The organism is Calidifontibacter indicus (assembly GCF_003386865.1).
Classification (GTDB): domain Bacteria; phylum Actinomycetota; class Actinomycetes; order Actinomycetales; family Dermatophilaceae; genus Yimella; species Yimella indica.
In genome coordinates this window covers 1,325,352-1,349,994 of sequence record NZ_QTUA01000001.1, presented here as the reverse complement: position 1 = coordinate 1,349,994, position 24,643 = coordinate 1,325,352, and the positions used below count along the sequence as shown (strand labels likewise).

The 24,643-nt window shown below is 68.4% G+C and carries 24 protein-coding genes; 11 read left to right on the top strand and 13 right to left on the bottom strand.

Going from position 1 to position 24,643, the window contains the following annotated elements; all coding sequences use genetic code 11:
• Positions 1–36 precede the first annotated feature (36 nt).
• Positions 37–999: a type I pantothenate kinase gene (gene coaA, locus DFJ65_RS06460; protein ID WP_115922316.1), complete on the top strand. Its 963-nt coding sequence runs from the start codon at positions 37–39 to the stop codon at positions 997–999.
• Positions 1,000–1,017: 18 nt separating this feature from the next.
• Here the strand turns inward: coaA and DFJ65_RS06455 are convergent, their stop codons facing one another.
• The 4 genes from DFJ65_RS06455 to DFJ65_RS06440 form a co-directional block, all read right to left on the bottom strand.
• Positions 1,018–1,518 (bottom strand): hypothetical protein, encoded by a 501-nt coding sequence (locus DFJ65_RS06455; protein ID WP_115922315.1) that lies wholly within the window; start codon positions 1,516–1,518, stop codon positions 1,018–1,020.
• Between the two features lie 68 nt (positions 1,519–1,586).
• Complete coding sequence (locus DFJ65_RS06450) at positions 1,587–2,369, bottom strand: aggregation-promoting factor C-terminal-like domain-containing protein (protein WP_147301329.1); 783 nt, start codon at positions 2,367–2,369, stop codon at positions 1,587–1,589.
• A gap of 135 nt (positions 2,370–2,504) precedes the next feature.
• A complete protein-coding gene (gene phoH2 / locus DFJ65_RS06445) occupies positions 2,505–3,806 on the bottom strand; it encodes an RNA 5'-3' helicase PhoH2 (RefSeq protein ID WP_115922313.1) in 1,302 nt (433 codons plus the stop codon).
• Positions 3,807–4,093: 287 nt separating this feature from the next.
• Positions 4,094–4,858 (bottom strand): isoprenyl transferase, encoded by a 765-nt coding sequence (locus tag DFJ65_RS06440; RefSeq protein ID WP_115922312.1) that lies wholly within the window; start codon positions 4,856–4,858, stop codon positions 4,094–4,096.
• 179 nt (positions 4,859–5,037) lie between these two features.
• Here DFJ65_RS06440 and trhA point away from each other — a divergent pair, with 179 nt between their 5' ends.
• Entirely contained in the window at positions 5,038–5,739 is a 702-nt protein-coding gene (gene trhA, locus DFJ65_RS06435) for a PAQR family membrane homeostasis protein TrhA (protein WP_115924146.1), read from the top strand.
• A 16-nt stretch (positions 5,740–5,755) separates the two neighbouring features.
• Here trhA and DFJ65_RS06430 read toward each other — a convergent pair whose 3' ends face one another.
• Both DFJ65_RS06430 and mca read right to left on the bottom strand, forming a co-directional pair.
• The gene (locus DFJ65_RS06430) at positions 5,756–5,995 is read right to left on the bottom strand and encodes a hypothetical protein (RefSeq protein ID WP_115922311.1); all 240 of its coding nucleotides are present in this window, start codon (positions 5,993–5,995) and stop codon (positions 5,756–5,758) included.
• Positions 5,992–6,936 carry a mycothiol conjugate amidase Mca gene (gene mca / locus DFJ65_RS06425; RefSeq protein ID WP_115922310.1) on the bottom strand — a complete coding sequence of 315 codons (945 nt, stop codon included), beginning with the start codon at positions 6,934–6,936 and terminating at the stop codon, positions 5,992–5,994. Before mca ends, DFJ65_RS06430 begins: the two co-directional genes overlap by 4 nt.
• A 52-nt stretch (positions 6,937–6,988) precedes the next feature.
• Here mca and DFJ65_RS06420 point away from each other — a divergent pair, with 52 nt between their 5' ends.
• Together DFJ65_RS06420 and greA are read left to right on the top strand one after the other, a co-directional pair.
• Positions 6,989–7,426, top strand: coding sequence for a DUF4307 domain-containing protein (locus tag DFJ65_RS06420; RefSeq protein WP_115922309.1), 438 nt, complete (start codon positions 6,989–6,991; stop codon positions 7,424–7,426).
• Between the two features lie 166 nt (positions 7,427–7,592).
• On the top strand, positions 7,593–8,087 hold the full coding sequence (gene greA / locus DFJ65_RS06415; RefSeq protein ID WP_115924145.1) for a transcription elongation factor GreA: 495 nt from the start codon (positions 7,593–7,595) through the stop codon (positions 8,085–8,087).
• 155 nt (positions 8,088–8,242) lie between these two features.
• Here the strand turns inward: greA and DFJ65_RS06410 are convergent, their stop codons facing one another.
• From DFJ65_RS06410 to DFJ65_RS06395, 4 genes are all read right to left on the bottom strand, one after another.
• Entirely contained in the window at positions 8,243–9,076 is an 834-nt protein-coding gene (locus DFJ65_RS06410; RefSeq protein ID WP_115922308.1) for an ABC transporter permease, read from the bottom strand.
• Positions 9,073–10,053 (bottom strand): ATP-binding cassette domain-containing protein, encoded by a 981-nt coding sequence (locus DFJ65_RS06405; protein WP_115922307.1) that lies wholly within the window; start codon positions 10,051–10,053, stop codon positions 9,073–9,075. The genes DFJ65_RS06410 and DFJ65_RS06405 overlap by 4 nt, the downstream gene beginning before the upstream one ends.
• Positions 10,054–10,129: 76 nt before the next feature.
• Entirely contained in the window at positions 10,130–10,444 is a 315-nt protein-coding gene (locus DFJ65_RS06400; RefSeq protein WP_115922306.1) for a hypothetical protein, read from the bottom strand.
• Entirely contained in the window at positions 10,444–11,601 is a 1,158-nt protein-coding gene (locus DFJ65_RS06395; protein ID WP_115922305.1) for a cystathionine gamma-synthase, read from the bottom strand. The genes DFJ65_RS06400 and DFJ65_RS06395 overlap by 1 nt, the downstream gene beginning before the upstream one ends.
• A 107-nt stretch (positions 11,602–11,708) precedes the next feature.
• Here DFJ65_RS06395 and DFJ65_RS06390 point away from each other — a divergent pair, with 107 nt between their 5' ends.
• On the top strand, positions 11,709–11,945 hold the full coding sequence (locus DFJ65_RS06390) for a hypothetical protein (protein ID WP_147301328.1): 237 nt from the start codon (positions 11,709–11,711) through the stop codon (positions 11,943–11,945).
• A 69-nt stretch (positions 11,946–12,014) separates the two neighbouring features.
• Here the strand turns inward: DFJ65_RS06390 and DFJ65_RS06385 are convergent, their stop codons facing one another.
• Together DFJ65_RS06385 and DFJ65_RS06380 are read right to left on the bottom strand one after the other, a co-directional pair.
• Positions 12,015–15,035 (bottom strand): glycine--tRNA ligase, encoded by a 3,021-nt coding sequence (locus DFJ65_RS06385; RefSeq protein WP_115922303.1) that lies wholly within the window; start codon positions 15,033–15,035, stop codon positions 12,015–12,017.
• A 104-nt stretch (positions 15,036–15,139) separates the two neighbouring features.
• Positions 15,140–16,147, bottom strand: a complete 1,008-nt coding sequence (locus DFJ65_RS06380) for a GNAT family N-acetyltransferase (RefSeq protein WP_115922302.1) — start codon at positions 16,145–16,147, stop codon at positions 15,140–15,142.
• Positions 16,148–16,234: 87 nt separating this feature from the next.
• Between DFJ65_RS06380 and msrA the strand changes: the two genes are divergently transcribed.
• The 3 genes from msrA (at position 16,235) to DFJ65_RS06365 (ending at position 18,309) form a co-directional block, all read left to right on the top strand.
• Positions 16,235–16,933, top strand: a complete 699-nt coding sequence (msrA, locus tag DFJ65_RS06375; RefSeq protein ID WP_245950057.1) for a peptide-methionine (S)-S-oxide reductase MsrA — start codon at positions 16,235–16,237, stop codon at positions 16,931–16,933.
• Between the two features lie 171 nt (positions 16,934–17,104).
• A complete protein-coding gene (locus tag DFJ65_RS06370; protein ID WP_115922301.1) occupies positions 17,105–17,665 on the top strand; it encodes an AMIN-like domain-containing (lipo)protein in 561 nt (186 codons plus the stop codon).
• A gap of 134 nt (positions 17,666–17,799) precedes the next feature.
• Entirely contained in the window at positions 17,800–18,309 is a 510-nt protein-coding gene (locus DFJ65_RS06365) for a ferritin (protein WP_115922300.1), read from the top strand.
• Between the two features lie 57 nt (positions 18,310–18,366).
• On the opposite strand, the gene DFJ65_RS06360 is transcribed toward DFJ65_RS06365, so the two are convergent.
• Positions 18,367–18,861 (bottom strand): phosphoribosyltransferase, encoded by a 495-nt coding sequence (locus DFJ65_RS06360; RefSeq protein ID WP_115924143.1) that lies wholly within the window; start codon positions 18,859–18,861, stop codon positions 18,367–18,369.
• A 133-nt stretch (positions 18,862–18,994) separates the two neighbouring features.
• Between DFJ65_RS06360 and DFJ65_RS06355 the strand changes: the two genes are divergently transcribed.
• Genes DFJ65_RS06355 through DFJ65_RS06345 form a run of 3 tightly spaced genes read left to right on the top strand, consistent with a single transcriptional unit; the run spans position 18,995 to position 24,643 of the window.
• Entirely contained in the window at positions 18,995–19,612 is a 618-nt protein-coding gene (locus DFJ65_RS06355; protein WP_115922299.1) for a hypothetical protein, read from the top strand.
• Positions 19,613–19,643: 31 nt separating this feature from the next.
• Complete coding sequence (locus tag DFJ65_RS06350) at positions 19,644–21,230, top strand: DNA polymerase Y family protein (RefSeq protein WP_115922298.1); 1,587 nt, start codon at positions 19,644–19,646, stop codon at positions 21,228–21,230.
• Positions 21,230–24,643, top strand: a complete 3,414-nt coding sequence (locus tag DFJ65_RS06345) for an error-prone DNA polymerase (protein ID WP_115922297.1) — start codon at positions 21,230–21,232, stop codon at positions 24,641–24,643. The genes DFJ65_RS06350 and DFJ65_RS06345 overlap by 1 nt, the downstream gene beginning before the upstream one ends.

Genomic DNA, 24,643 nt, shown 5'->3' with positions numbered 1-24,643 from the left:
CGGGCCGATGCCCAGGCCAACCACCGATCGGCCACAATGTCAGGCGTGTCACGCCCGACAGCTTCGGCAGAGTCGCCGTACCTCGAGTTCAGCCGCGCCCAATGGGCGCGGCTGCGCGATCAGCACCCGATGAGCCTCGGTCTGGACGACGTCCGCCGGTTGCGTGGCACCGGCGAGCGGTTGAACCTCGCGGAGGTCGAGGAGGTCTACCTGCCCCTCTCCCGCCTGCTCAACTTCTATGTCGGCGCGACCGCGCGGCTGCACCGGGTGACCTCCGACTTTCTCGGCGAACGCCCGGAGAAGACGCCGTTCATCATCGGGGTGGCCGGCTCGGTGGCTGTCGGGAAGTCGACGACGGCCCGCATCCTGCGCGAACTGCTCGCCCGGTGGGAGGGCACGCCCCGGGTCGAACTGGTGACGACCGACGGTTTCCTGTTCCCGAATGCCGAACTCGAACGGCGCGGCATCCTCAACCGCAAGGGCTTCCCCGAGTCGTACGACCGACGGTCCCTGGTGCGTTTCGTCTCCGAGGTGAAGTCGGGCAAGCCGGAGGTGACCGCCCCCGTCTACTCCCACCTCGTCTACGACATCGTGCCCGGCGACCGCATCGTGGTGCGCCAGCCCGACGTGTTGATCGTCGAGGGCCTCAACGTGCTGCAGCCCTCGCAGGCGTTGCCCGGACGCCGCAACACCCTGACCGTGTCCGACTTCTTCGACTTCTCGGTCTATGTCGACGCCCGCGAGCAGGACATCCGCAACTGGTACGTCGACCGGTTCCTCGGTCTACGCCGCACCGCGTTCGCCGACCCGGAGTCCTACTTCCACCGGTACGCCTCGCTCACCGACGACCAGGCGATCGAGCGGGCGAACCAGATCTGGGGCGACATCAACCGGCCGAACCTCGTGGAGAACGTCGCCCCCACGCGCAGCCGCGCCACCCTGGTTTTGACCAAGGACGCCGATCACAGCGTCAGCCGGGTGAGCCTGCGCAAGTTGTGACGTCAGGTTTGTGACGTCTCAGGGGTGCCGACGTCCGCCGACGGACTCGTCGCCGATGTCGGTCTCGTCGAACGCCTCGGCATCCTCGTAACCGTCGCCGTCGTAGTCGTCGGTGTCGTAACCGTCGTCGTAGGAGTCGTCGCCCGCACCGTCCTCGGCTGCGTCGCCGTGCTCGGCGTCCTCATCTTCGTCGTCTTCGTCATCGCCGAACTCGACGTGATCCATGAAGCCTGCGTCGGCCTCATAGTCGTCGTCGGTGCCGTGACCGCGCCGGCCGCGCAACCACAGCAGCATGAAGATGCCGGCGAACACGGCCAGCACCGCCGCCGCGGCGAGCAGCCCGCCGAACAGGCTGAACAGCAGCCGCGAAGCACCGGTCGCCGGGGTGCCACCGGTTTCGTCGTTGCCGAACGTCGGAGCCTGCGAGTTGCCCCACGAGGCACCCGCGACGCCGGCCAACACGGCCAGCACGAAGCCAATGACCCAATACAGCGCGGTCAGCGCGCGATTTCCCACCATGACCGGTCCAATCTATCGATTCGCCGGGCGGTCGGCACGCAGACCGCCACGCGCGGGTCGGACGGCGCTCAGTACCAGTTGGTTGCGACCGAGTGCGCCCAGGCGCCGCACGGCGAACCGTAGGATGCCTGGATGTAGCTGAGGCCCCAACGGATCTGGGTGGCCGGGTTGGTGCGCCAGTCGGCGCCGGCGCTGGCCATCTTGCCCGCCGGCAAGGACTGCGGGATGCCGTAGGCGCCGGACGAGGGGTTGGTGGCACCGACCTGCCAGCTCGACTCCTTGGTCCACAGGTTGTTGAGGCACCCGAACTGGCCCCGCCCCCAGCCGTAGGAGGCGAGCATGCTCTGGGCGATCGACCGCGGGTCGCCGCTGAACACCGGTGCCGGGTTGGCGGCCTTGGCCGTCCTGCCGGTGGACGCGGTCGAGGTGGTCCCCTGCTTCGAGTCGGACTTGGCAGCAGTGGGCTGCTGCGCGGGTGCTTCGCGCAGTTCGTTGGCCGACACCGAGGCCTGCAGGCGCTTCAACGCTGCGGCCGAGCGGGCCTGGGCCCGCAACGCCGCGGCTCGCTGGGCGTACCCGGTGCGCTGCGCCGAGCGGCTGGTGCTGCTCTGCGCCCGGTCGGCGATGGCTCGCTGCACGTCGGCCGGCGTGTCGCGCACGGCCGGGGCGAGTTCGAGTTGGTCGGTGGCGGCCTGCGGGCTGAGCCGCAGGGTTGCCGCGCCGACCGACTGGGCGCCGGCCATGTCGGTCGTGGCAACGGCGACAGCGCCGAGGGCGACGACGCCGGTTGCCGCGGCGGCAGGGCGCAACACGGGTTTACGGCGGGCGTAGTGACGTCCACGACGGGCCATCGAAGTTCCTTCCTCCGCGGCAACGGCCCCGACCTGAACTCACGCCCAGGTGGGGCCGTTACCGAAACGAGACACTTCGGGGCAGCCTGCCGCACTTCGGCCGATGTGACAAATCGGCCCTTTGTGCGCCGGGTCTCAGACCTCGCTGCCCTCCAGCAGATCGGTCACCAGCGCGGCGATCGGGCTGCGCTCCGAGCGAGTCAGCGTGACGTGCCCGAACAGCGGGTGCCCCTTCAACTTCTCGATCACCGCGGCGATGCCGTCGTGCCGTCCGACCCGCAGGTTGTCGCGCTGTGCGACGTCGTGCGTCAGCACGACCCGGGAGTTCTGCCCGATGCGCGACAGCACGGTCAGCAACACGTTGCGCTCGAGCGACTGCGCTTCGTCGACGATGACGAAGGCGTCGTGCAGCGAGCGTCCGCGGATGTGGGTCAGCGGCAGCACCTCGAGCAGTTCGCGGTCCATGACCTCCTCGACCACCTCACGCGAGACGACGGCGCTCAGGGTGTCGAAGACGGCCTGTGCCCATGGACCCATCTTTTCGTTCTCGGTGCCCGGCAGGTAGCCGAGTTCCTGACCGCCGACGGCATACAGCGGACGGAACACGATCACCTTGCGGTGCTGGCGCCGCTCCATCACGGCCTCGAGCCCGGCGCAGAGGGCGAGCGCCGACTTGCCGGTGCCGGCGCGGCCACCGAGGCTGACGATGCCCACGTCGGGGTCGAGCAGCAGGTCGAGCGCGATGCGCTGCTCGGCCGATCGCCCGTGGAGGCCGAACGCGTCGCGGTCGCCGCGCACGAGGCGCACGCTCTTGTCGGCCATCACCCGTCCGAGCGCGCTTCCCCGCGGGCCCAGCATGACGACGCCGGTGTTGCACGGCAGTTCGGCCGCGGTGACCGACTCCAGCCGCGACTCGTCGTAGAGGGTGTCCATCTCCTCGGCGGTGATGTCGAGTTCGCTGATGCCCGTCCACCCGCTCTCGACCGCGAGTTCGGCGCGGTACTCCTCGGCGTTCAGACCGACCGCGGACGCCTTGACCCGCATCGGGAGGTCTTTGCTGACGACGGTGACCACCCGGCCCTCGTTGGCCAGGTTGCGGGCCACCGCGAGGATGCGAGTGTCGTTGTCCCCCAGCCGGAATCCGGCCGGCAGCGAGTTGGGGTCGGTGTGGTTGAGCTCGACTCGCAGGGTGCCGCCGTCGCCCACCGGGACGGGCGAGTGGAGCGTGCCGTGAGCCACCCGCAGGTCGTCGAGGTAGCGCAGAGCCGAACGGGCGAAGTAGCCCAGCTCGGGGTGGTGCCGTTTTGCCTCCAGCTCGCTGATCACCACGACCGGAAGGACCACTTCGTGTTCGGCGAAGCGGTTCATCGCGCGCGGATCTGACAGCAACACCGACGTGTCCAGGACGTAGGTGCGAGGGCTGAGTTCAACGGTCATGCCGACTCCTCTTGCCGCGCGATCGGTATCGCGGCTAGTCGCGGATGGTGTTCCGGAACCGGGCCCAGAGTGGAGCCGGTGCCGGCCCCCTCCGCAGCGTGGGTCGCTGCATGAACTGGGCCTCCCGAACGACGAACGGGCGCTCGTCGTTGAGTGGAATCTACGTCCGGTTTCGAGCCGTTCCGGGGACACGCCGCGGCGTGTTCACGCATTTAACGAACTGTTCACACGACGCGTCGAAACGGGTGTGACTGGTGTGACGAACGGGTCGATTGGTGCCTGTGGGGCTACTTGCCCATCCTGCGATCACGGGTGGCGTAGTCGCGCAGGGCCCGCAGGAAGTCGACTCGTCGGAAATCGGGCCAGTACGCCTCGCAGAAGTAGAACTCCGAGTACGCGCTCTGCCACAACAGGAATCCGCCGAGCCGCTGCTCCCCCGAGGTGCGGATGACGAGGTCGGGGTCGGGTTGGCCCTTGGTGTAGAGGTGTTGGGCGATGTGTTCGGCGTCGATGATCTCGGCGAGTTCCTCGATCGACATGCCCTCGGCCGCCCGCGCACGCAGCAGCGACCGCACGGCCTCGGCGATCTCCTGCCGTCCGCCGTAGCCGACGGCGATGTTGACGATGAGCCCCTCGACGTCGGCGGTGTCGTCGGCTGCTTCGCGCAGCACCTGCTGGGTGCGCTCGGGCAGCATCGTCAGCGCTCCGACCGGGTTGATCCGCCAGCGTCGCCGTCCGGCGAGTTCGGCGACGACGCCCTCGATGATCGCGACCAACGGCTCGAGTTCGGCGGCGGGCCGGTTGAGGTTGTCGGTCGACAGCAGCCACAGGGTGACCACCTCGATGCCGGCCTCCTCGCACCACCCGAGGAAGGGGGCGATGTTGTCGGCGCCGGCCTTGTGACCCGACGCCGTGTCGGTGCCGCGCGCCTTGGCCCAGCGGCGGTTGCCGTCGAGCATCACGCCGACATGTCGCGGGAGGTTCTCGGTGTGCAGCGAACGCGCGAGGTGTCGCTCGTACGCCCCGTAGACGAGGTCACTCGGTCCGCGCATCGCACTCCGTTCCCGACTCAGTTTCCGGCTCCAGTTCCCGGTTCGGTCGCCACGTCCGTCGGTGCCGACCGTCCAACACTATGCCCACCGACAACGCGCGCGCCGGGCCGACCGTGGCCACGCTGCCCATCTGTCGGGAGCGGGTCGGGACGTTCAGGCCACCGTCCTACGATCGGTGCATGAGCCAGATCGGGCAGCGCGTCGAGGAACTCCAGGAGGACGCCGCTCGGATGCTGCGTCGGGTCAAGCCGAAGATGCGGGGCTGGCTGCACACCGGAATGTTCCCGGCGGCCATGGTGGCCGGACTCGCGCTCGTGGTGGTCGGACCGACACTGAAGGCGCGCATCGGCGCGGCGGTCTTCACCCTCACCGCCGGCCTGCTGTTCGGCATCTCCTCGCTCTACCACCGCGGCACCTGGTCACCAAACTACGAGGGGTTCCTCAAACGGTTCGACCACGCGAACATCTTCCTGATCATCGCCGGCACCTACACACCGTTCGCGCTGACGCTGCTGCCGCCGGATCAGGGCACGCAACTGCTCGTCATCGTCTGGACGGGTGCCATCGCCGGCGTGTTGTTCCGAGTGTTCTGGGTGGGCGCCCCGCGCTGGTTGTACGTGCCGATCTACATCGCACTCGGGTGGGTCGCGATCTTCTACCTCAACCCGATGTACGAGCACGGCGGACTGCTGATCGTGTCGCTCATCGGGCTCGGTGGCCTGCTCTACACGGCGGGCGCGGTGGTCTACGGCCTCAAGCGGCCCGACCCGTCACCGACCTGGTTCGGTTTCCACGAGATCTTCCACGCACTGACCCTGTTGGGGTTCGCGTCGCACTACACCGCGGCGATGCTCGCCGTGCTCCGGTTGCCCGCCGGCTGACCGCTGAGTCGTTCGGTCAGTCGTTCGGTCGGTCGTTGCCGGTGTCGGCACCGGCTGCGCTGTCTGCACCGTCCGCGCCGTTCGTGCGCTGCTCGGCCCGCTGGTTGCTGGTGAGGTCACCGGCCTGGTAGCGCACCTTGCGCAGGTGGCGATTCATGCTGCGGTAGAGGAACCAGCACGCCAGGGCGACGAAGAAGAGCACCAGGAAGCCGGGGAGTCCGGCGGTGACGTTGGTGGCAGGTTCGGCGGCGATCATGCCTTCAGTGTCCTCTCCCTGACGTCGTCGACGACCGGCGCCTGAGGCGGGTCGGTCGCGAGCGCATCGGCGGCGGCCAGGTCACCGATCCCGGCGAACAGATCGTCCTCGTCCGCCGGCACCGGCACGTACGACAACGCCAGCTCGAACTCCTCGGTGGGCCAGATGCTCTGCTGCTCCTGCGCCGACAGGGCGAAGAAGGAACCGTCTGGGTCGATCTGGGTGGCGTGCGCCAACAACGCACGCTCGCGGTGGCCGAAGAAGTCGCCGACGTCGACGCGGGTCGTGACCCGGTTGGGTTCGCGCTTCTCCCAGCGTTCGATCCAGTCGGCGAACGGCGACTCCTTGCCGAGCGCCAGCAGTCCCTCGTGCATCGCGGTGTACTTCTCCAGGGAGAACCCGCGGTCGTAGTACAGCTTCAGCGGCTGCCACGCCGGCCCGGCGTGCTCGAACCGGCTCGGGTCGGCAGCGGCCCGGAAAGCCGACATGGTGACGTCGTGACACATGATGTGGTCGGGGTGCGGGTAGCCGCCGTTCTCGTCGTACGTCGTGACGACGTGCGGGCGGAACGACCTGATCACCCGGACGAGCGCTTCGGTCGTGACCTCCAGCGGCTCGAGCGCGAAGCAGCCCTCGGGCAGCGGGGGCAGCGGATCCCCTTCGGGCAGACCGGAATCGACGAAGCCCAGCCAGGTGTGCTCGATGCCCAGAATCTCCTGCGCGGCGGCCATCTCGCGCCGACGGACCTCGGACAGGTTGCGCTTGATCTCGGGGTCGTCCCGCAGCCGGGGGTTGAGGATGTCGCCGCGCTCGCCACCGGTGCAGGTGGCGACCATCACGCGGTGGCCCTCCGCGACGTACTTCGCCATCGTCGCCGAACCCTTGCTCGACTCGTCGTCGGGGTGCGCGTGCACCGCCAGGAGTCGCAGCTGCCCTGTCACTGGTTCCACCTCGTCCTCGTCGTTCGTCGGCCGCGGAATAGTCTCTCATTCCATGAATGACCTCCCGGACGCGCCGCAGTCGCGCGAACCCGACCTCGACCTGAGCGACGAGGAAGAGGAAGCGGCCGGTTCGGACGGTTTCGCCCTGGGCGGGTCGCGCCGGTGGTGGTCGGTGGGCGGCGTGCTCATCGTCATCACCAGCCTGTTGGCCGTGTGGTGGGGCATCTCGGCCACCCGCGGCATTTCATGGAACGCCGCCGGGGTGAAGGTCGTGAGCGACCGTCAGATCGACGTGACCTTCGACGTGATCGATCAGAAGGACCGTCCGGTGCGCTGCACCCTGGTGGCCTACGACATCGATCACGCCACCGTCGGACGGGTCGATGTCGACCTGCCCGCGAGCACCTACCAGAGCACGCGATACACCCGTTCGGTGCGGACGGTGACGCAGGCCGTCACCGGCGAAGCGACCCACTGCGAGCTGCGCTGATCGGCGCGCCACCTGCGTCGATCGGTGTGACATTCGCCCCACGTCGGCGTAACATCGGTCTTTCACACATTCCGCAGGTCTGGGCCCCGCTGACGAGAGCGAGCCGCCCAGACCTCGGTTTTTGAACTACGCATGGTGGGACCGTCCCGCCACGAGGGAGATGACCGTGACCAGCACTGCCGACGCTTCGGCGACCTTCCTGACCCAGGAGTCGTTCGACCGCCTCAAGGCCGAGCGCGACCACCTTGTGGGCGCCGGCCGCACCGAGATCGCCAAGCGCATCGAAGAGGCCCGACTCGAGGGCGACCTGAAGGAGAACGGCGGCTACCACGCTGCCAAGGAGGAGCAGGGCAAGATGGAGGCCCGCATCCGCCAGCTCGACGCTCTCCTGCGCAACGCGGTCGTCGGCGAGAAGCCGGCCGACGACGGCATCGTCGAGCCCGGCATGGTCGTCACCGTCGAGATGTTCGGCGAGACCGAGAAGTTCCTGCTCGGCAACCGCGAGATCGGCGGAGACACCGACCTCGACGTCTACTCCGAGAAGTCCCCGCTCGGCGCCGCCCTGCTGGGCAAGGCCAAGGGCGACGAGGCGGAGTACGAGACCCCGAACGGCAAGGTCGTCAAGGTCAAGATCATCGACGCCGTGCCCTACGACGGATAACGCCTGCAGGCTCCTTCGGCGTTCTGCGTAAGCCTTCCAGCGTGGTGACCGAGGTGCCACCACCGGCTTTTGCGCAAGCGCCAGCCGCTCGTTTCCTCTCAGCACACACAAAACCGCCGTCCCGATCGGGGCGGCGGTTTTCGTTCTCGGTGGGCTTACTTCGCCACGGCCTTCTGATAGGCGCGGGTCGACAGCGGCACGAAGATCACGAGCAGCAGCACCGCCCAGATCGCGGTGTAGAGCACCGGGTGCTGCAGCGCCCAGGTGTACCGGGTGGCCTCGTCGACGACGGCGTGCCCCTGCCCGCCGCTGAGTGCGTACAGGTTGCCGAAGCCCTCACGGGCCGCCTGGGTGATGGTCGAGACCGGGTTCCATCCGGCGAAGGCCTTCAGCACGCTCGGCATGTTCTCGCTCGGCACGAAGGTGTTCGCGATGAAGGTCACCGGGAAGATCACCATGAACGAGGCGTTGTTGACCACCTCGGGTGAGCGAACCCGCAACCCGATGTAGGCGAAGACCCAGGACAGGGCGAAGGCGAAGGCGAGCATCAGCAGGTAGGCGACGGCCGCGTCCAGGAAACTGCCCCGGATGCGCCAACCGATGAGCAGGCCGGTCAACGACATGACGATCAACACCAGGACGTTGTTCAGCACGTCGGTGACGGTGCGACCGAACAGCACGGCGGACGGGTGCATCGGCAGGGTGCGGAACCGATCGATCACGCCCTTCTGCATGTCCTCGGCCATCATGTAACCGGTGATGGTGGCCCCGAAGATGATCGTCTGGGTGAAGATGCCGGCCATCATGAACTCGCGGTAGCCGCCCTGCACCGCGGCACCGGAGCCGGCCAACGAACCGAAGACGTACCCGAACAGCAGCACGAACATGATCGGTTGCAGGGTCGTGAAGACCAGCAGATCGGGCACCCGGCGAATCTTCAGCAGGTTGCGTTTGGCGACGGTCGCGGCGTCGCTGACGAACTCACTCATCTTGTGCTGGGCTCCAACTCGTCACTGGCTTCTTCTGTTCGGGTGTCTCGGCCGGTCAGCGACAGGAAGGCGTCGTCCAATGTCGGTCTGCGAATTCCGATGTCCTGCACCGCGATCGAATGCTCGTCGAATCGGCGCACCACCGCGAGCAGGGACTGGGTGCCACCGTCGACCGGCACGATCACGTGGCGTGCGGTCGCATCGACGGTCGGTTCGCCGCGTCCGACCTCGGCCATCAGCCGGGCCGCGTCCTGCAGTCGTGCCGGGTCGGCGACGGTGATCTCGAGGCGTTCACCGCCGACCTGGGCCTTGAGCTGGTCGGCGGTGCCCTCGGCGATGATCCGGCCGTGGTCGATGACGATGATGTTGTCGGCCAGCCGGTCGGCTTCTTCCAGGTACTGGGTGGTGAGCAACACCGAGGTTCCCTCGGCGACCAGCGAGACGATCACGTCCCACATGTCACCGCGGCTGCGCGGGTCGAGCCCGGTCGTCGGTTCGTCCAGAAAGATCACCGGAGGTCGAGCAACGAGCGAGCCGGCGAGGTCGAGGCGGCGACGCATACCACCGGAGTAGGTCTTGGCCGGACGGTCGGCGGCGTCGTCGAGCCGGAACTGAGCGAGCAGCTCGCGGGCCCGTGCCTTCGCCTCGGCCCTTCCGAGGTGGTAGAGCCGACCGACCATCTCGAGGTTCTCGTAGCCGGTGAGGTATTCGTCGACCGCGGCGTACTGCCCCGACACCCCGATCCTGCGGCGCACCTCCTGCGCCTGGCGAGCGACGTCGGCCCCGGCGACCGTGGCCCGCCCGGCATCGATCGGGATCAACGTGGTGAGCATGCGGACGGTGGTCGTCTTGCCGGCACCGTTCGGCCCGAGCACCCCGAGGACGCTCCCCTGCGGGACGGCGAGCGAGACACCGTCGACCGCTTTCACGTCCTTGAAGTGTTTGACCAGGCCATCTGCCTCAACCGCTAGCGACATGCTGCCCACTCTGCCAGCCGCAACCGACAACTCGAGCCCGCTCGGTCAGGATCTTGACCGAGTCTTGAAGGTTCGCCTATCCGAAGTGGGTCGCGAGGCCCGCCACGAGCACGAAGAGCGCGCACGCGCCGACCAATCCACCCCACAGGTACCGGGTCTGACCTGGCCGGTCCGGCAGGGGCGGCGGGTTGGGTCCCGTCGCGTACGGCGAGTCGACGTCCGGGCGCGGCTGCGCGGCCTGGTCGAAGGGGCGACCTGCTCGTGCCTGTTCCCAACGACGGACGAGCAGCACCTGTCGGCGGTGTTCCTCCCACGCGAGGATGTCGCGGCGGGCGGCGACGAACAGGTAGGCGGCGGCCCCGGCGAGCAGGGCCGCCACGACGAACAGCATCAGCGGAGCGCTTGGTCGAGGTCGGCGATCAGGTCGTCGACGTCCTCGATTCCCACCGAGAGTCGGATCAGGTCGGCCGGCACCTCGAGCTCGGTGCCGCGCACGCTGGCGTGGGTCATCCGGGCGGGGTGCTCGATGAGCGACTCGACGCCGCCGAGCGACTCGCCCAGGGTCCAGACCTTCGTGCGACCGATCGCGTCGACCGCATTCTGCTCCCCGCCGTCGAGCTGGAAACTGATCATGCCGCCGAACCGCTTCATCTGCTTCGCGGCGATGTCGTGACCCGGGTGGCTCTCCAGACCCGGGTAGTAGATGTTGGTGACGTCCTTGCGCGACTGCAGGTATTCGACGACCTTCTCGGCGTTGTTGCAGTGGGCTTCCATCCGCACGGCGAGGGTCTTCAGACCGCGCAGCACCAGCCACGAGTCCATCGGTCCGGCGACCGCGCCGAGCGAGTTCTGATGGAACGCAACGGTTTCGGCGAGTTCGTCCTTACCCTCACCGACGACGAGCGCGCCGCCGACGACGTCGCTGTGACCGCCCGCGTACTTCGTGGTGGAGTGCATGACGACGTCGGCGCCGAGCGCGAGGGGCTGCTGCAGGTAGGAGGAGGCGAAGGTGTTGTCGACGACCAGCAGCGCACCGACCTCGTGCGCCACCTGGGCCACCGCCGCGATGTCGGCGATGCCGAGCAACGGGTTGGTGGGGGTCTCGATCCAGATCAGCTTCGTGACGCCCGGACGGATCTCGCCGCGGATCGCGTCCGCCTGACCCACCTTGGCGAGCGAGTAGTCGACGCCCCACCGCTTGACCACCTTGTCGACGAGGCGGAAGGTGCCGCCGTATGCGTCGGTCGGGATGATCATGTGGTCACCGGGCTGCAGCACGGCCCGCATCAGGGTGTCCTCGGCGGCCAACCCCGAGGCGAACGCGAAGCCGCGCGAGCCGCCCTCGATCGCGGCGAGGCAGGTCTCGAGCGCGGTGCGGGTCGGGTTGGCGGAGCGGGAGTACTCGTACCCCTCGCGGAAGCCGCCCACACCGTCCTGCTTGTAGGTGGACGTCTGGTAGATCGCCGGGGTGACGGCGCCGGTGCGGGGGTCGGGTTCCGAACCGGCGTGGATGGCGCGGGTGGAGAAGCCGTGCTGCTCGTTGGTCATGGTCCCAACCCTACGACCGGAACTCGTGACAACCATCCGGCCCCGCTGTAGCGTCATTCCGACACAGGCAGGCCGCAATGGCCCGCCTCCGGCAAGGGGGTCAGACCATGTTCTGGATCATCGTTCTTTCGGTCATAGCCGTCGTCCTCATCGGCGCGGCCGTCTACGACCGGGTCAACTCCGGCAGCAACTGGAAGTCCCGCGGCTACCTGCGTCAGAACCTCCGTAGGGGCCCCCGCATCGACGGCGACCGTGACGGCGCACGGCTGGCGTCGGCCCACATGCACAAGGTGTATCAGAACAACACATTCGGCGGCTCCGGCTCGGGCGGCCCCGGCGTGTGATCGACACATGAGCAACAAAAGGCGGGCGGCCCGTTCGGGGCCGCCCGCTGTTCTTGCGTCCGGCGCGTCTCACAGCGCCGCGTGCAGCGCCTTCCAGTCGATGCCCTTCGGCGCACGGTCGACGATCGTCTGCAGCAGGCCGAGGCGGGCGGCCTTGAGCGCCTCGTCGTCGGCCATCACCAGGATCTCGTCGAAGAAGGTGTTCGCCGGGTCGACGATCGCCTTCGCATCGGCGAGCCAATCGACGAGGCCGTCGCCCGCGTGGTCGGGCAGGGCGTCGACCCGGTCGGCGAGCGCCTTCTCGGTGTCCTCGACGAGCACGGACCGGTCGTAGGCACCGGTGGTGCCGGCCGGCACGATCCGGGTGATGCGCTGGGTCACCTCGACCAGGGGCGCGAACCCGTCGGTCGCACGCACGGCCTCGATGTCCTTGAGCGCGAGCTCCGCCTTGCCGGGGGCGTCCGCGAGCGGTGCAACGGCGTCGACCAACCCGGCCGAGATGCCCTCGTCGCGCAACTGCTGGTGGAAGCGTCCTTCGACGAATTCCTGTGCTGCAGCGACCGATTCGTCACTGACGTCGACACCCTGGGTGCGCAGACGGGCAGCCGCGGCAGCGAGGCCGGCGCTGATCGTGATCGCACCGACGCCGTCGACTCCGCGCAGGATGCTCGCAACACCGAGTGCCGCACGACGCAACGCGAACGGGTCGGACGATCCGGTCGGCTTGGCGCCGATCGCGAACATGGCGGTGAGCAGGTCGAACCGGTCGGCGAGCGCCAGCAACGCTCCCGGCACCGAGGTGGGCAGCGGGCCGCCGGTGGTGCGCGGCAACTCCATCTCCCACAGCGCGGAGGCGACCTCGGGGGTCTCCCCTGCCTTCGCGGCGTACTCCTTGGCCATGAAGCCGGCGAGCGACGACAGCTCGACGACCATCTGCGACGAAAGGTCGAACTTCGCGAGTTCGCCTGCCCGGGAAAGCGTTTCGCGGCCCGAGGCGTCCAGGTCGATCGTCTCGGCGAGCGCCGCCGCGACGTCCTTGATGCGGTCGGAACGGTCGGCCATCGAGCCGAGGCGGTCTTCGAAGGTGAGCTTGGAGATGCCCGCGCGCAGTTCGGTGAGGTCGACCTGCAGGTCGGCGTCGTAGAAGAACGCCGCGTCTTCGTAGCGGGCCCGCAGCACCGACTCGTTACCGCCGCGCACCACGTCGTCGTCGCAGTCGCCGTTCGCCATCGTGATGAAGTACGGCATCAGGGCGCCCGACGCGTCCCGCACCGGCAGGTAGCGCTGGTGCTTGCGCATGACGGTGGTGAGGATCTGCTCGGGCACCCGCAGGTAGCGCTCCTCGAACCCACCGAGGATGCCGTGGGGCTGCTCGACCAGGTTGGTTATCTCGTCGACGAGCGCCGACTCCGCCTCGAAATCGACTGTTCCGCCGACAGATTCAGCAAGCCGGGTGGCCTGCTCGACGACCGACGCACGCCGGGCCTCCGGGTCGAGCACGATGCCCTTGTCGCCCAGCAGCGCGGTGAGTTCGTCGGCCGACGCGACCGGCACCAACGCATTGGGGTCGGTGCGGTGCACGTAGGTGGTGCGGCCGGTGCGCAGCTGCGAGATCTGTGCGGGCACCAGGTCGGCGCCCCACAGCGCGACGAGCCAACGCACCGGACGGCTGTAGGTGAGCTCCGGGTCGGCCCAGCGCATGTTCTTGTCGGCGCGCAGCGAGCCGACCACCGCCTCGACGATGCCGCCCAGCACCCCCAGCACGTCGCGTCCGGGCTGCTGCACCTTCACCGCGACGTGCTCGGCACCGTCGAACTCCGCGCGCACCAGGTCGGCGACGTCGACCTTCTGGCCACGCGCGAAGCCCTCGCAGGCCTTGGTCGGGTTGCCGTCCGCGTCGAACGCGGCGGCGACCTTCGGGCCCTTGCGCAGGGTCTCGGCGTCGGGCTCGTGCGCCGACACCGAGGCGACGGTGGCGACGATGCGGCGCGGGGTGCCGACGACGGTGATGTCGCCGTACTCCAGGCGGGAGGCTGCAAGACCGTCGGTGACACCGGTGCGCACCTGCTCGATCGCCTGGCCGACGACGTGCGGCGGGAGTTCCTCGACGCCGACCTCGAACGCGAAGGTCTGCGGCTGGTCGGAGCTGACCTTCGCCGCCGACGTCTCGCCCTCGCTCGGCGGCATCACTGCCTGGCCGATGACCATCTGCGGGGCCTCACCCTTCAGCAACGGGTGGCCGAGTTCGGCGCGGCGGTCGGTCCACAGGGCGCCGGCCTCGCGGGCGAGCTTGCGCATCAGCGAGAAGGAGCGGGCGCGCTCGGTGGTCGAGACGGCGCCGCGGCTGTCGAGCACGTTGAACGCGTGCGAACTCTTGAGCACGTATGTCCAGGCGGGCACGGGCAGCCGGGCCTCGATGAGCTTGCCGGCCTCGGCGGTGTAGCGCTCGAACAGGTCGCGATTGGTCTGCACGTCGGCGGTGTCGAGGTAGTACTTCGACATCTCGAACTCGTTCTGGCCGAACACCTCGCCGTAGCTGATGCCCGGGGCGTACTGCATGTCCTTGAAGTGGCTCACGCCTTGCAGCGCCATCATGATGCGCTCGATGCCGTAGGTCAGCTCGACGCTGATCGGCTCGAGGTTCTGGCCGACGACCTGCTGGAAGTAGGTGAACTGGGTGACCTCCATGCCGTCCAGCCACACCTCCCAGCCCAGACCCCAGGCGCCGATGGCCGGCTGCTGCCAGTTGTCCTCGACGAAGCGCACGTCGTGGGCGTCGAGGTCGATGCCCAGGGCACGCAGCGACTCCAGGTAGAGCTCCTGCGGGTTGCCCGGGTCGGGCTTGAGGATCACCTGGAACTGGGTGTGCGTCTGCAACCGGTTGGGGTTCTCGCCGTACCGGCTGTCGTCAGGGCGCACGGACGGCTCGACGTAGGCCACCCGCCACGGCTCGGGACCGAGCACCCGCATCACCGTGGCCGGGTTCATGGTTCCGGCGCCCACTTCGGTGTTGTAGGGCTGGACGACCATGCAGCCACGGTCGGTCCAGAACTTCTGCAGGGTGAGCAGGGCTTCTTGAACGGTCAGCACCGGGCAAGGTTATCGACTTCGGCGCGCCCGACCGAAACGCTCCACTCCCCCGCGAACGCTGCACCTCCCTCCGGTGGGCGGAGGGGGTGGCGTGACGGGGCGGCTCAGCCGAGCGTCTTCTCCCACACCTGGAGGACGCCGGTGCGCACGTAGCCGAGGTCGGCGTTCACCGCGAGCATGTGGCGATTGTCGTGGGCGTTCCAGGTGCGCACCGTCGTGACCTGAGGCAACTCGTCCATCAGCGCGAGCGCCGCGGTGGCCTTGAGCCGCAGGCCGAGGCCGTTGCCGCGCGCCTCGCGCAACACGAGGGTGTCCTGCTGGTAGCCGAGCGTCGGCGAGTTCGCGGACACCTCGATCTGGGTGAAGCCGACCAGCGCCTCACCCTCGAAGGCCACGGCCTGCACGATCCGCCGTCCGGCGTTGCGCGCCCAGTCGAGGTTCTCCTGCACCCGGTCGGCGGTCCAGTCCTCTTCTTCGACCGTCATGTCACCCTGCGGTGCGTCGGTGCTCATCCGCTGCTCCAGCACGGCCAGCCCGGGCAGCCACTCGTCCGGGATCTCGTCGAGGCGCCAATCGATGCGGAACGCCGCGGCATCCTCGACCCCCTCGCCCGCGGCGAAGCGTCGGAGCAGGTCGCGGTCGGCAGGGAGGGTCATGTCGCTGCGGAAAACGGTCTGGGCACATTTCGCACCGCACTTCATCGCGAACCTCGGACCCGCCGGTTCCTTTGCGGCAGCGGGAGTTTCGGTGTCGGCCTGCACGACGGTGCGCCCGCGTTCGCGAATGTGGCCGAGGGCGGCGTCCGCGAGCGCCGTCCCGACGCCTTGCCCTCGGTGATCCGGGTCGACGTGCAGCATCAGCAGCGCGAGGTGGGTGTTGTCGAGCAACGGCATCGCCACCGCGGCCATCCCGATCACCGAATCACCCTGCACCGCAGCGAGGTCGACGAAGGAGTAGCCCGTGCCCCGGCGCCGTCCCTGGATCTCCGCCAGCGCCCACGCGCAGTGGTCGTCGCCCCAGTCGGCCTCGCCGCTGCGCTTCTGCACCTCGATCCACTGCGTTGCGAGGTCTTCGTCGACGAGCGGATCAATGGGGATGATGTCGAAGGTCATGCACCCGATCCTTTCGGCTCGCTCTCGACCGCTTCAACCGCATTTCGTTTCGGGAAGGTTCCCGGCCGCGCGGACGTTGTGCAGGACATGGTCTTCGGATTCGGACGCACCCCCGAGATGGTCTCCCCCACCGACGCGCTGCCCGGGCGCGAGCAACCGCTGCCCGGCATTCCCGACACCCACGAGCTGCTCGGCACCTCGATGCACGGCCCCTGGCCCGAGGGCACCCAGGTGCTCTACGTCGCGATGGGATGTTTCTGGGGTTCGGAACGCATCTTCTGGAAGCTGCCCGGTGTGGTGACGACCGCCGTCGGTTACATGGGTGGTTACACACCCAACCCGACGTACGAGGAGACCTGCACCGGCCGCACCGGTCACGCCGAGGCCGTCCTCGTCGCCTACGACCCGACCCGCACCGCGCCCGACCTGCTGCTCAAGGCGTTCTGGGAGAACCACGACCCGACCACGGCGAACCGCCAGGGCAATGACGTCGGCACGCAGTACCGCTCGGCGATCTACTGGACCACCCCCGAGCAGCAGGAGTCGGCGGAGCGCACCCGTGATCTGTTCGCGAACGAGTTGCGCAGCAACGGTTACGGCGAGCCGACCACCGAGTTGCGATCGGCTGACGACGCCGGTCCGTTCTACTACGCCGAGGGCTACCACCAGCAGTACCTCCACAAGAACCCGATGGGCTACTGCAACCACGGGCCCAATGGGCTCACCTGCCCGGTCGGGGTCGCGAACCTGCCGGCCCAGATCGACATCCTTCCACCGTCCGAATGACCCACAGCGGCTCGGCGGCTGCATCCGTCCTGTGACGGGCGGCGACAGTCTGTACGAGGCCAATTGGCAGGCTTCCGACAGGGCAGATGTATCCATTCCCATCCGCCGACCACCGGCGCATCCTTGACTCAGCGACGAGATTTTCGCCGCTTGGTTCAGAGGGGGACAATCATGAAGAAGCAACTAGGTCTCGCCACAGCGGCGGCGACCTTGGCGGCGGGCATCGCGTTCGCGCCGCTGAACGGCGACTCCGCGCAGGCGGCCACCTGCTCCACGGTCTACTGGGGCTCGTCGGCGAAGACCTACTCGCCGATGAGCACGCGCACCGTGCAGAACCTCCGGGTCGGCAAGCACACCTGCTACGACCGGTTGGTCATCGACCTCTCGCGTGGCAGCAGGAACACCGGATACGACGTCCGGTACGTCTCGTCGGCGGTCGTCGACCCGAGCGGGCAGGTGCTGCGGCTGCGCGGCAACGCCGTGCTGCAGGTCGTCGCGAAGTCGCCGGCCTACACCAACAACGGCACCTCGACCTTCCGTCCGGCCAACCGGATGGAGGTCCGCAACGTCAGCGGTTTCAACAACTTCCGCCAGATCGCCTACGGCGCCTCGTTCGAGGGCCAGACGCAGTTCCTGGTGGGGGTGCGCAGCCGGCTGCCGATGCGGGTGTCCCTGCTCAACAACACCGACGGCGGGCAACGGCTGGTCGTCGACGTGTACAACCACTGGTGATCGGCCACGGGCCGAAAGCCACAGCGGACGGGTCGACCGGGCATTCCGGTCGACCCGTTCTCGGCGTCCGGAGGGTTGCTGAGGCAAGCCACTCCTGGGGTGTGAGCGCGGGCGAATCGGTCTAAAGTCGAAACATGAAGATGAGCGCAGCCCTGGAGAAGGCCTTCAACACACAGATCACCCTTGAGTTCGAGGCGTCCCTCGTCTACCGGCAGCTGGCCATCACGATGGACGAGATGGACCTCCCGGGCATGGCGGCGTGGTTGCGCCACCAGGCCGACGAGGAGATCGTCCACGCGAACAAGTTCATCGACCACGTGGCCGACCGTGACAACAAGGCGGTCATCGGCTCGATCCCGGCCCCGACGGTGATGGTGACATCGGTGCTCGACGCGTTCGAAGCGGCTTACGCCCACGAGCAGCGCGTGTCCGAGGCGATCCGCGAACTGTTCCGTGCGGCCGAGAAGGAAGGCGACCTCGACGCCCGTCCGCTGCTGAACTGGTTCCTGGAGGAGCAGATCGAAGAGGAAGCGACGGTCAGCGAGATCGTCGGACGCGTCAAGCTGATCAACGACGACGGTCCCGGCCTGCTGCGTCTCGACGACGAGCTCGCCCAGCGCCCGGCCCGCTCGACCGAGGCCTGAGCACGCACGTATGAAAGAAGCCGCCCGGGCAACCGGGCGGCTTCTTTCGCGTGTGGATCAGGCGATCTCGCCGGACGTCTGTGCGCGGGTGATCGGCGGCAGGCTCGACCACGGGAAGTCGATCCACTGGTCGGTGTACTTCCAGACGTAGTCGCAGTTGACGATCGTGCGCGACTTCTCGTAGATGCACGCGATCTTCGACTCGGCGACATGGTCGGCCAGGAACTCCTGCACCAACTTCAGGGTCTTGCCGGTGTCGGCGACGTCGTCGACCACCAACACCTTCATCCCGGACAGATCGACCGCGGCGGGAGTGGGCGGCAGCATGATCGGCACGTCGAGGCGTTCGTCGACGTCGGTGTAGAACTCCACGTTCACCACCGAGACGTTCTTCAGGTCGAGCGCGTAACCGAGGGCGCCGCCGAAGGGCAGTCCGCCGCGCGCGATCGACAACACGATGTCGGGCTCGAAGCCCGAGTCGACGACTTTCTGGGCCACCTCGCGCACCGCGCGTCCGAAATCGTCGTAAGTCAGTACTTCCCGTTCAGCCATGAGTCGATCCTGCCGCAGGTCGGCCGACGTGGATGCTCGGGGTCGAAGCCGCGTCATCGAGGCGCGTGCATCGAGGCCGACGATCCGATCGACCGCACTTGCAATCATCGAACGTTTGTTCGATTCTGGGTGAATGACGGCACTCGCTCCAGACGTCGCACTCGAGGAAAAGCTCGCCGGCCTGCGCGAGCTCGCCGACGCGGGCTCGCGCGCGAGCACGCTGCCCTCCCACCCGACCCTGCGCGACCTGCTCGCCCCCGGGCTGCGGCGCGGCAGCGTCCATGCCTTCATCGGCTCGACCACGCTCGGCATCGCACTGATGTCCGGAGCATCGACGGCTGGAAACTGGTGCGCCACAGTCGGATTACCCGATCTCGGAATCGAGAACATGAGCTCCTGGGGGGTCGACCTCGATCGCCTGGTGCTCGTCCCGCAGGTCACCGCCGAGCGGTGGCTCGACACGGTCTCCGCCCTTGCCGAGGCGATCGACATCATCCTCGCCTGCCCGCCGCCGACCCTCCCACCATCGCAGCGCAACAGGCTGCAGGCACGCCTTCGCCATCGCGGCGCCACCCTCCTGGTCGCCGGAGACTGGCCGCAGGCCGCGAGCACGCTGCGGGTCACCGAGGACCGCTGGATCGGACTCGAGCGCGGCGGCGGACATCTGCGTGGGCGAGAACTCACGATCACCCGCGAGGTCGGCCACCGGCGCCGCAGCACGACCCTGCACTGGCCACCACCACCGTCTTGATTTGTTCGTACACATGTTCGATCATTGAACAGTGGCCGCACCTCTCCCGCTCAGCTCCCGCCCTGCCCGGGCGCTGGTCGCGTGGTGCCCGAACTGGTCGATCGAGGCAGTCGGCAGAACGCTCGGCAGCAAGACCCCGGCGCTGCTCGCACTCACCCGTGCAGGACGAGTGGTCGCCGTCTCCCCGGCCGCCGCCGACGAGGCCGTGACGCCCGGTCTCCGCATTCGCGAAGCACAGGTGCGCTGCCCCGACCTGGTGGTGCTGCCGCACGACCCCGAGGTCGACGAACGCCACTTCGCACCGGTGCTGCGCGCGATCGAGAAGGTCGTACCCCATGTCCACGCGAGCCGGCCGGGCACGGCCGCACTGCGCATCACCGGCGCCGCCCGCTTCTACGGCGGCGAAGACGCCGTCGCAGAGGCGCTGTTCGACCAGTTGGGTGACGCGCAGGTGGCCGATGTCCGTATGGCGATCGCCGACGGACTCTTCGCCGCCGAGCAGGCGGCCTACGCGACGTCAGGCGGACGCCCCTACCTCAACCTGTCACCCCAACAGACGGCGCAGTTCCTGCGCACCCTTCCGGTCGATGCGGTCGCCACCTATGTCGAGCAACCAGAGCTGGCAAAGACTTTGCGCAGCATGGGAATTCGCCACCTCGGCAGCTTTGCCGAACTCCCCCGCGAACAGGTGCACGCCCGCTTCGGCCCGGCCGGACTGCGCGCCCACCGACTCGCCGGCGGCCACGACTCCCCGTTGTTGCGCTCGGCGCCGATCCCCGACGATCTGTCGGTGCGCGTCGCCTGCGACCCGACGTCCGACATCGGGTTGATCGCCCGAACCTGCCTGCGCGACTGCCGCGTGCTCACCGAAAGGCTGCGCCGCGCCGGTCAGGTGTGCCACGAGATCCGAGTCTCGATCCGCGCCGAGTCGGGCATGGTGCACGAACGTCGCTGGCGGCACACCTGGCCGTTCGGTGCGAGCGAGATGACCGAACGCGTCCGCTGGCAACTGGAAGACCTCGCCACCGAACACAGCGGCTCGGCCCACGACTTCGACGGCGTCACCTCGGTCACCATCTACGCCGAATCCCCCACAGCAGCAGGCGAACACGCGCAGGGCCTCTGGGGCGAGCGACCCGACGAACATATCGTCCACACCGTCACCGGGCTGCAGCACGAACTCGGGCATGCGGGCGTGTGCAGCGCGAGCCTGGTCGGCGGACGCCTGCTGCACGAACGCCAGGAGGTACGCCCGTGGGGCGAGGCGCCGCCCGAGCGCAGCCGGCTCGAACAGCCGTGGCCGGGCACCCTGCCGGGTCCGGCGCCGGCCACCGTCTTCAATCGCGCCCGACCGGCCGAGGTCTGCGCGCCGGACGGCGTACCGGTCACCGTCGATCCACGCGGCAACATCTCGGGCGTCCCGGCGCGCTGGCGACCGGCGCACGACAGGTCGCCGTGGCGGGCCATCACCCACTGGGGCGGCCCCTGGCCGGTGCGCCAGCACTGGTGGCAAAAGCCGTTGCAGGTCAACAGGTTCCAGGTTGTCGACGAGGCCGGTGAGGCATGGTTGCTCATCGTCTCGGCGCAGGGCTGGTGGATCGAAGCGCGGTACGACTGATGGGCTGGAACAACCCGCCGATCCCCTGGTCGCAACTGGAGCAGACGCTCTCGCGCGGCGTCCGGCCGCAGGTGCTCGGTGGCATGCCCGCCGACGGCGGCGACGGTCCGGCGTTCTCCCGCAAGCGGGCGAAGTTCCGCCCGGAGGAACTGGTGCGGCCCGAGCACACCGTGCCCTACGCCGAGTTGCACGCGCACTCCCACTACAGCTTCCTCGACGGCGCCTCCTCGCCGGAGGATCTCGTCACCGAGGCGGTGCGGCTCGGACTGCACGGGCTCGCGCTCACCGACCACGACGGTCTCTACGGCATCGTGCGGTTGGCCGAGGCGGCGGAGGGCTACGGCGACCTCATCACGATGTACGGCGCCGAGTTGTCGTTCGGGCTCTCCGCACCGCAGAACGGGGTGGCCGACCCGGAGGGTCACCACCTCTCGTTGATCGCCGACGGGGTCGACGGATACCGTCGGTTGGCGAGTGCGCTGACCGACGGACACCTCCATCCCGACGCGGAGAAGGGGCGTCCGGTGCACGACCTCGACAATGTCGCGGCGCTGACGAGCGGTTCGTGCTTCGTGCTCACCGGGTGTCGCAAAGGGCTTGTGCGCCAGGCCCTTTCCCGCGGTGACGAGCAGGCTGCGATGGCCGAGCTCGACCGGCTCGCGCACCTGTTCGGCGCCGACCGGGTGCTCGTCGAACTCACCGACCACGGCGACCCCGTCGACGGCCCCCGCAACGACCGACTCGCCGACCTCGCCGCGAGATCCGGGTTGGCGGTGGTGGCGACGAACGCCGTCCACTACGCCACCCCGCGCGACTACCCGCTCGCCACTGCGGTCGCGGCCGTGCGGGCGCGACGCAGCCTCGACGACCTCGACGGCTGGCTGCCCTCCACCGACCAGGCGCACCTGCGCAGCGGCGCGGAGATGCAGCAGCGGTTCGGCAGGTTTCCCGGCGCCCTGGAGCGCACGGTGGAGATCGCCGACCAGGCCGGCTTCCGGTTGCGTGCGGCCACTCCGCGACTGCCCAAGCAGGACGTGCCCGCCGGGCACACCTCGATGAGCTGGCTGCGCGAACTCGTGGAAACCGCTGCGGCACAGAAGTTCTCACCGATGTCGACGGAGGTTCGTCAGCGCCTCGACAAGGAGCTCGACGTCATCGAGGCCAAGGACTTCCCCGGCTACTTCCTCATCGTCCACGACATCGTCACCTTCGCCCGCGGTGAAGGCATCCTGTGCCAGGGGCGCGGATCGGCGGCTGCCTCACTGGTCTGTTACGTGCTCGGCATCACCGTGATCGATCCGATCTTCTACCGGCTCCCGTTCGAACGATTCCTGTCCGAACTGCGCGAGGAAGCACCCGACATCGACATCGACTTCGACTCCGGACGGCGCGAAGAGGTCATCCAGTACGTCTACCGCCGCTACGGTCGGCGCAACGCCGCCCAGGTCGCCAATGTCGTCACCTACCGGCCGAAGAACGCGGTCCGTGACATGGCAAAAGCGTTGGGGCACAGCCAGGGTCAGCAAGATGCGTGGTCGAAACAGGTCGAGCGGTGGGGCGCCGAGATCAGCAGCGCCGACCACGACATCCCCGCACCGGTGATCGACCTCGCCCAACAGGTGCTCACCTTCCCGCGGCACCTCGGCATCCACTCCGGCGGGATGGTGCTCACCGAGCGACCGGTCGGCGAGGTGTGTCCGATCGAGCCTGCGCGGATGGAGAACCGCACCGTGCTGCAGTGGGACAAGGACGACTGCGCGTGGATGGGGTTGGTGAAGTTCGACCTGCTCGGACTCGGCATGCTGGCCGCGTTGCAGTACACCTTCGACCTCACCCACGAGCACCTCGGCGAACAATGGCGCATCGAGACGCTCCCCAAAGGTGAGGCCGCGGTCTACGACATGCTCGGGCGGGCCGACTCGATCGGGGTCTTCCAGGTGGAGAGCCGGGCACAGATGGGCACTCTCCCCCGGCTGAAGCCGCGCAGTTTCTACGACCTCGCGGTCGAGATCGCGCTCATCCGGCCGGGCCCCATCCAGGGCGGCGCGGTGCACCCGTACATCCGCCGGCGGATGGGTCAGGAGGAGGTCACCTACGCTCACCCGCTGTTGGAGGACGTGCTCGAACGCACCCTCGGGGTGCCGTTGTTCCAGGAGCAACTCATGCAGATGGCGGTGAGCGTCGGCGGGTGCTCGCCGGCGGACGCCGATCTGCTGCGGCGCGCGATGGGTTCCAAGCGTGGGGTCGAACGGATCGACGCGCTGCGCGCCCGGCTGTACGAGGGCATGTACGCCAACGGCATCACCCCGCAGGTGGCCGACGAGATCTACAACAAGATCGAGGCGTTCGCGAACTTCGGGTTCGCCGAGTCGCACTCCCTCAGTTTCGCGGTGCTGGTCTATGCCAGTTCATGGCTGAAACTGCACTACCCGGCGGCTTTTCTCGCGGCACTGCTGCGTGCCCAGCCGATGGGGTTCTACTCCCCGCAGACGCTCGTCGGCGACGCGCGCCGGCACGGCGTGACCGTGCGTCCCCCACACCTGCACCTGTCAGGTGTGCATGCCGGTTTGGAGGCCGTCGACGAAAGCGGTTGTGTGACAGCCGAACCCACGGGTCTCTCCGAATGTCTTGCCGACCATGACGAACTCGACATCGGCGAGTTCGACCCGTCGGCCCCCGACGTGACCGCCGCGCACCGACGGGACGGTGCGTTCGCCGTCCGCCTCGGGTTGGACGAGATCAAGGGCTTGGGCGAAGCCGTTGCCGAGCGGATCGTGGTCGCTCGTGAACACGGCGGCCCGTTCAGCGATCTGGCCGATCTGTCCCGTCGAGCGACGCTCGACGCCGACGAACTGGAGGCACTCGCGCTCAGCGGCGCGCTCGACTGCATCGCCGGGTCGCGCCGGGAGGCGTTGTGGCGTTCGGCCGAGGCTGCTGCCGTCCGCGAGGGTCAGTTGGAGTTCACCGTGCCCTACCAGCCGCCACTGTTGCCGTTGCCCACCCCGGGCGAGATCCTGCAGCACGACCTGCGGTCGACCGGCATCAGCCCCGACGACCACCCGATCCGACACAACCGGGCTACGTTGAGCGCCAGGGGTGTTCGTCCGATCAGCAGTTGTCTGAGGGTCGAATCCGGACGCCGGGTGGAGGTGGCCGGTGTCGTGACCCACCGGCAGCGACCGGCGACGGCGAGCGGCATCACCTTCCTCAACCTGGAGGACGAGACCGGCCTGCTCAATGTCATCGTCAGCCGTGGTGTCTGGCATCGCTACCGGCGGATCGCCCGGTCGGCGCCGGCGATGGTGATCCGCGGCATTCTCGAGCGTTCGCCGGAGAACGTCGTCAACCTCCTCGCCGACCGGCTCGAACCGCTGGCGATCAGCGTGCGCACCGGGTCGCGCGACTTCCGCTGA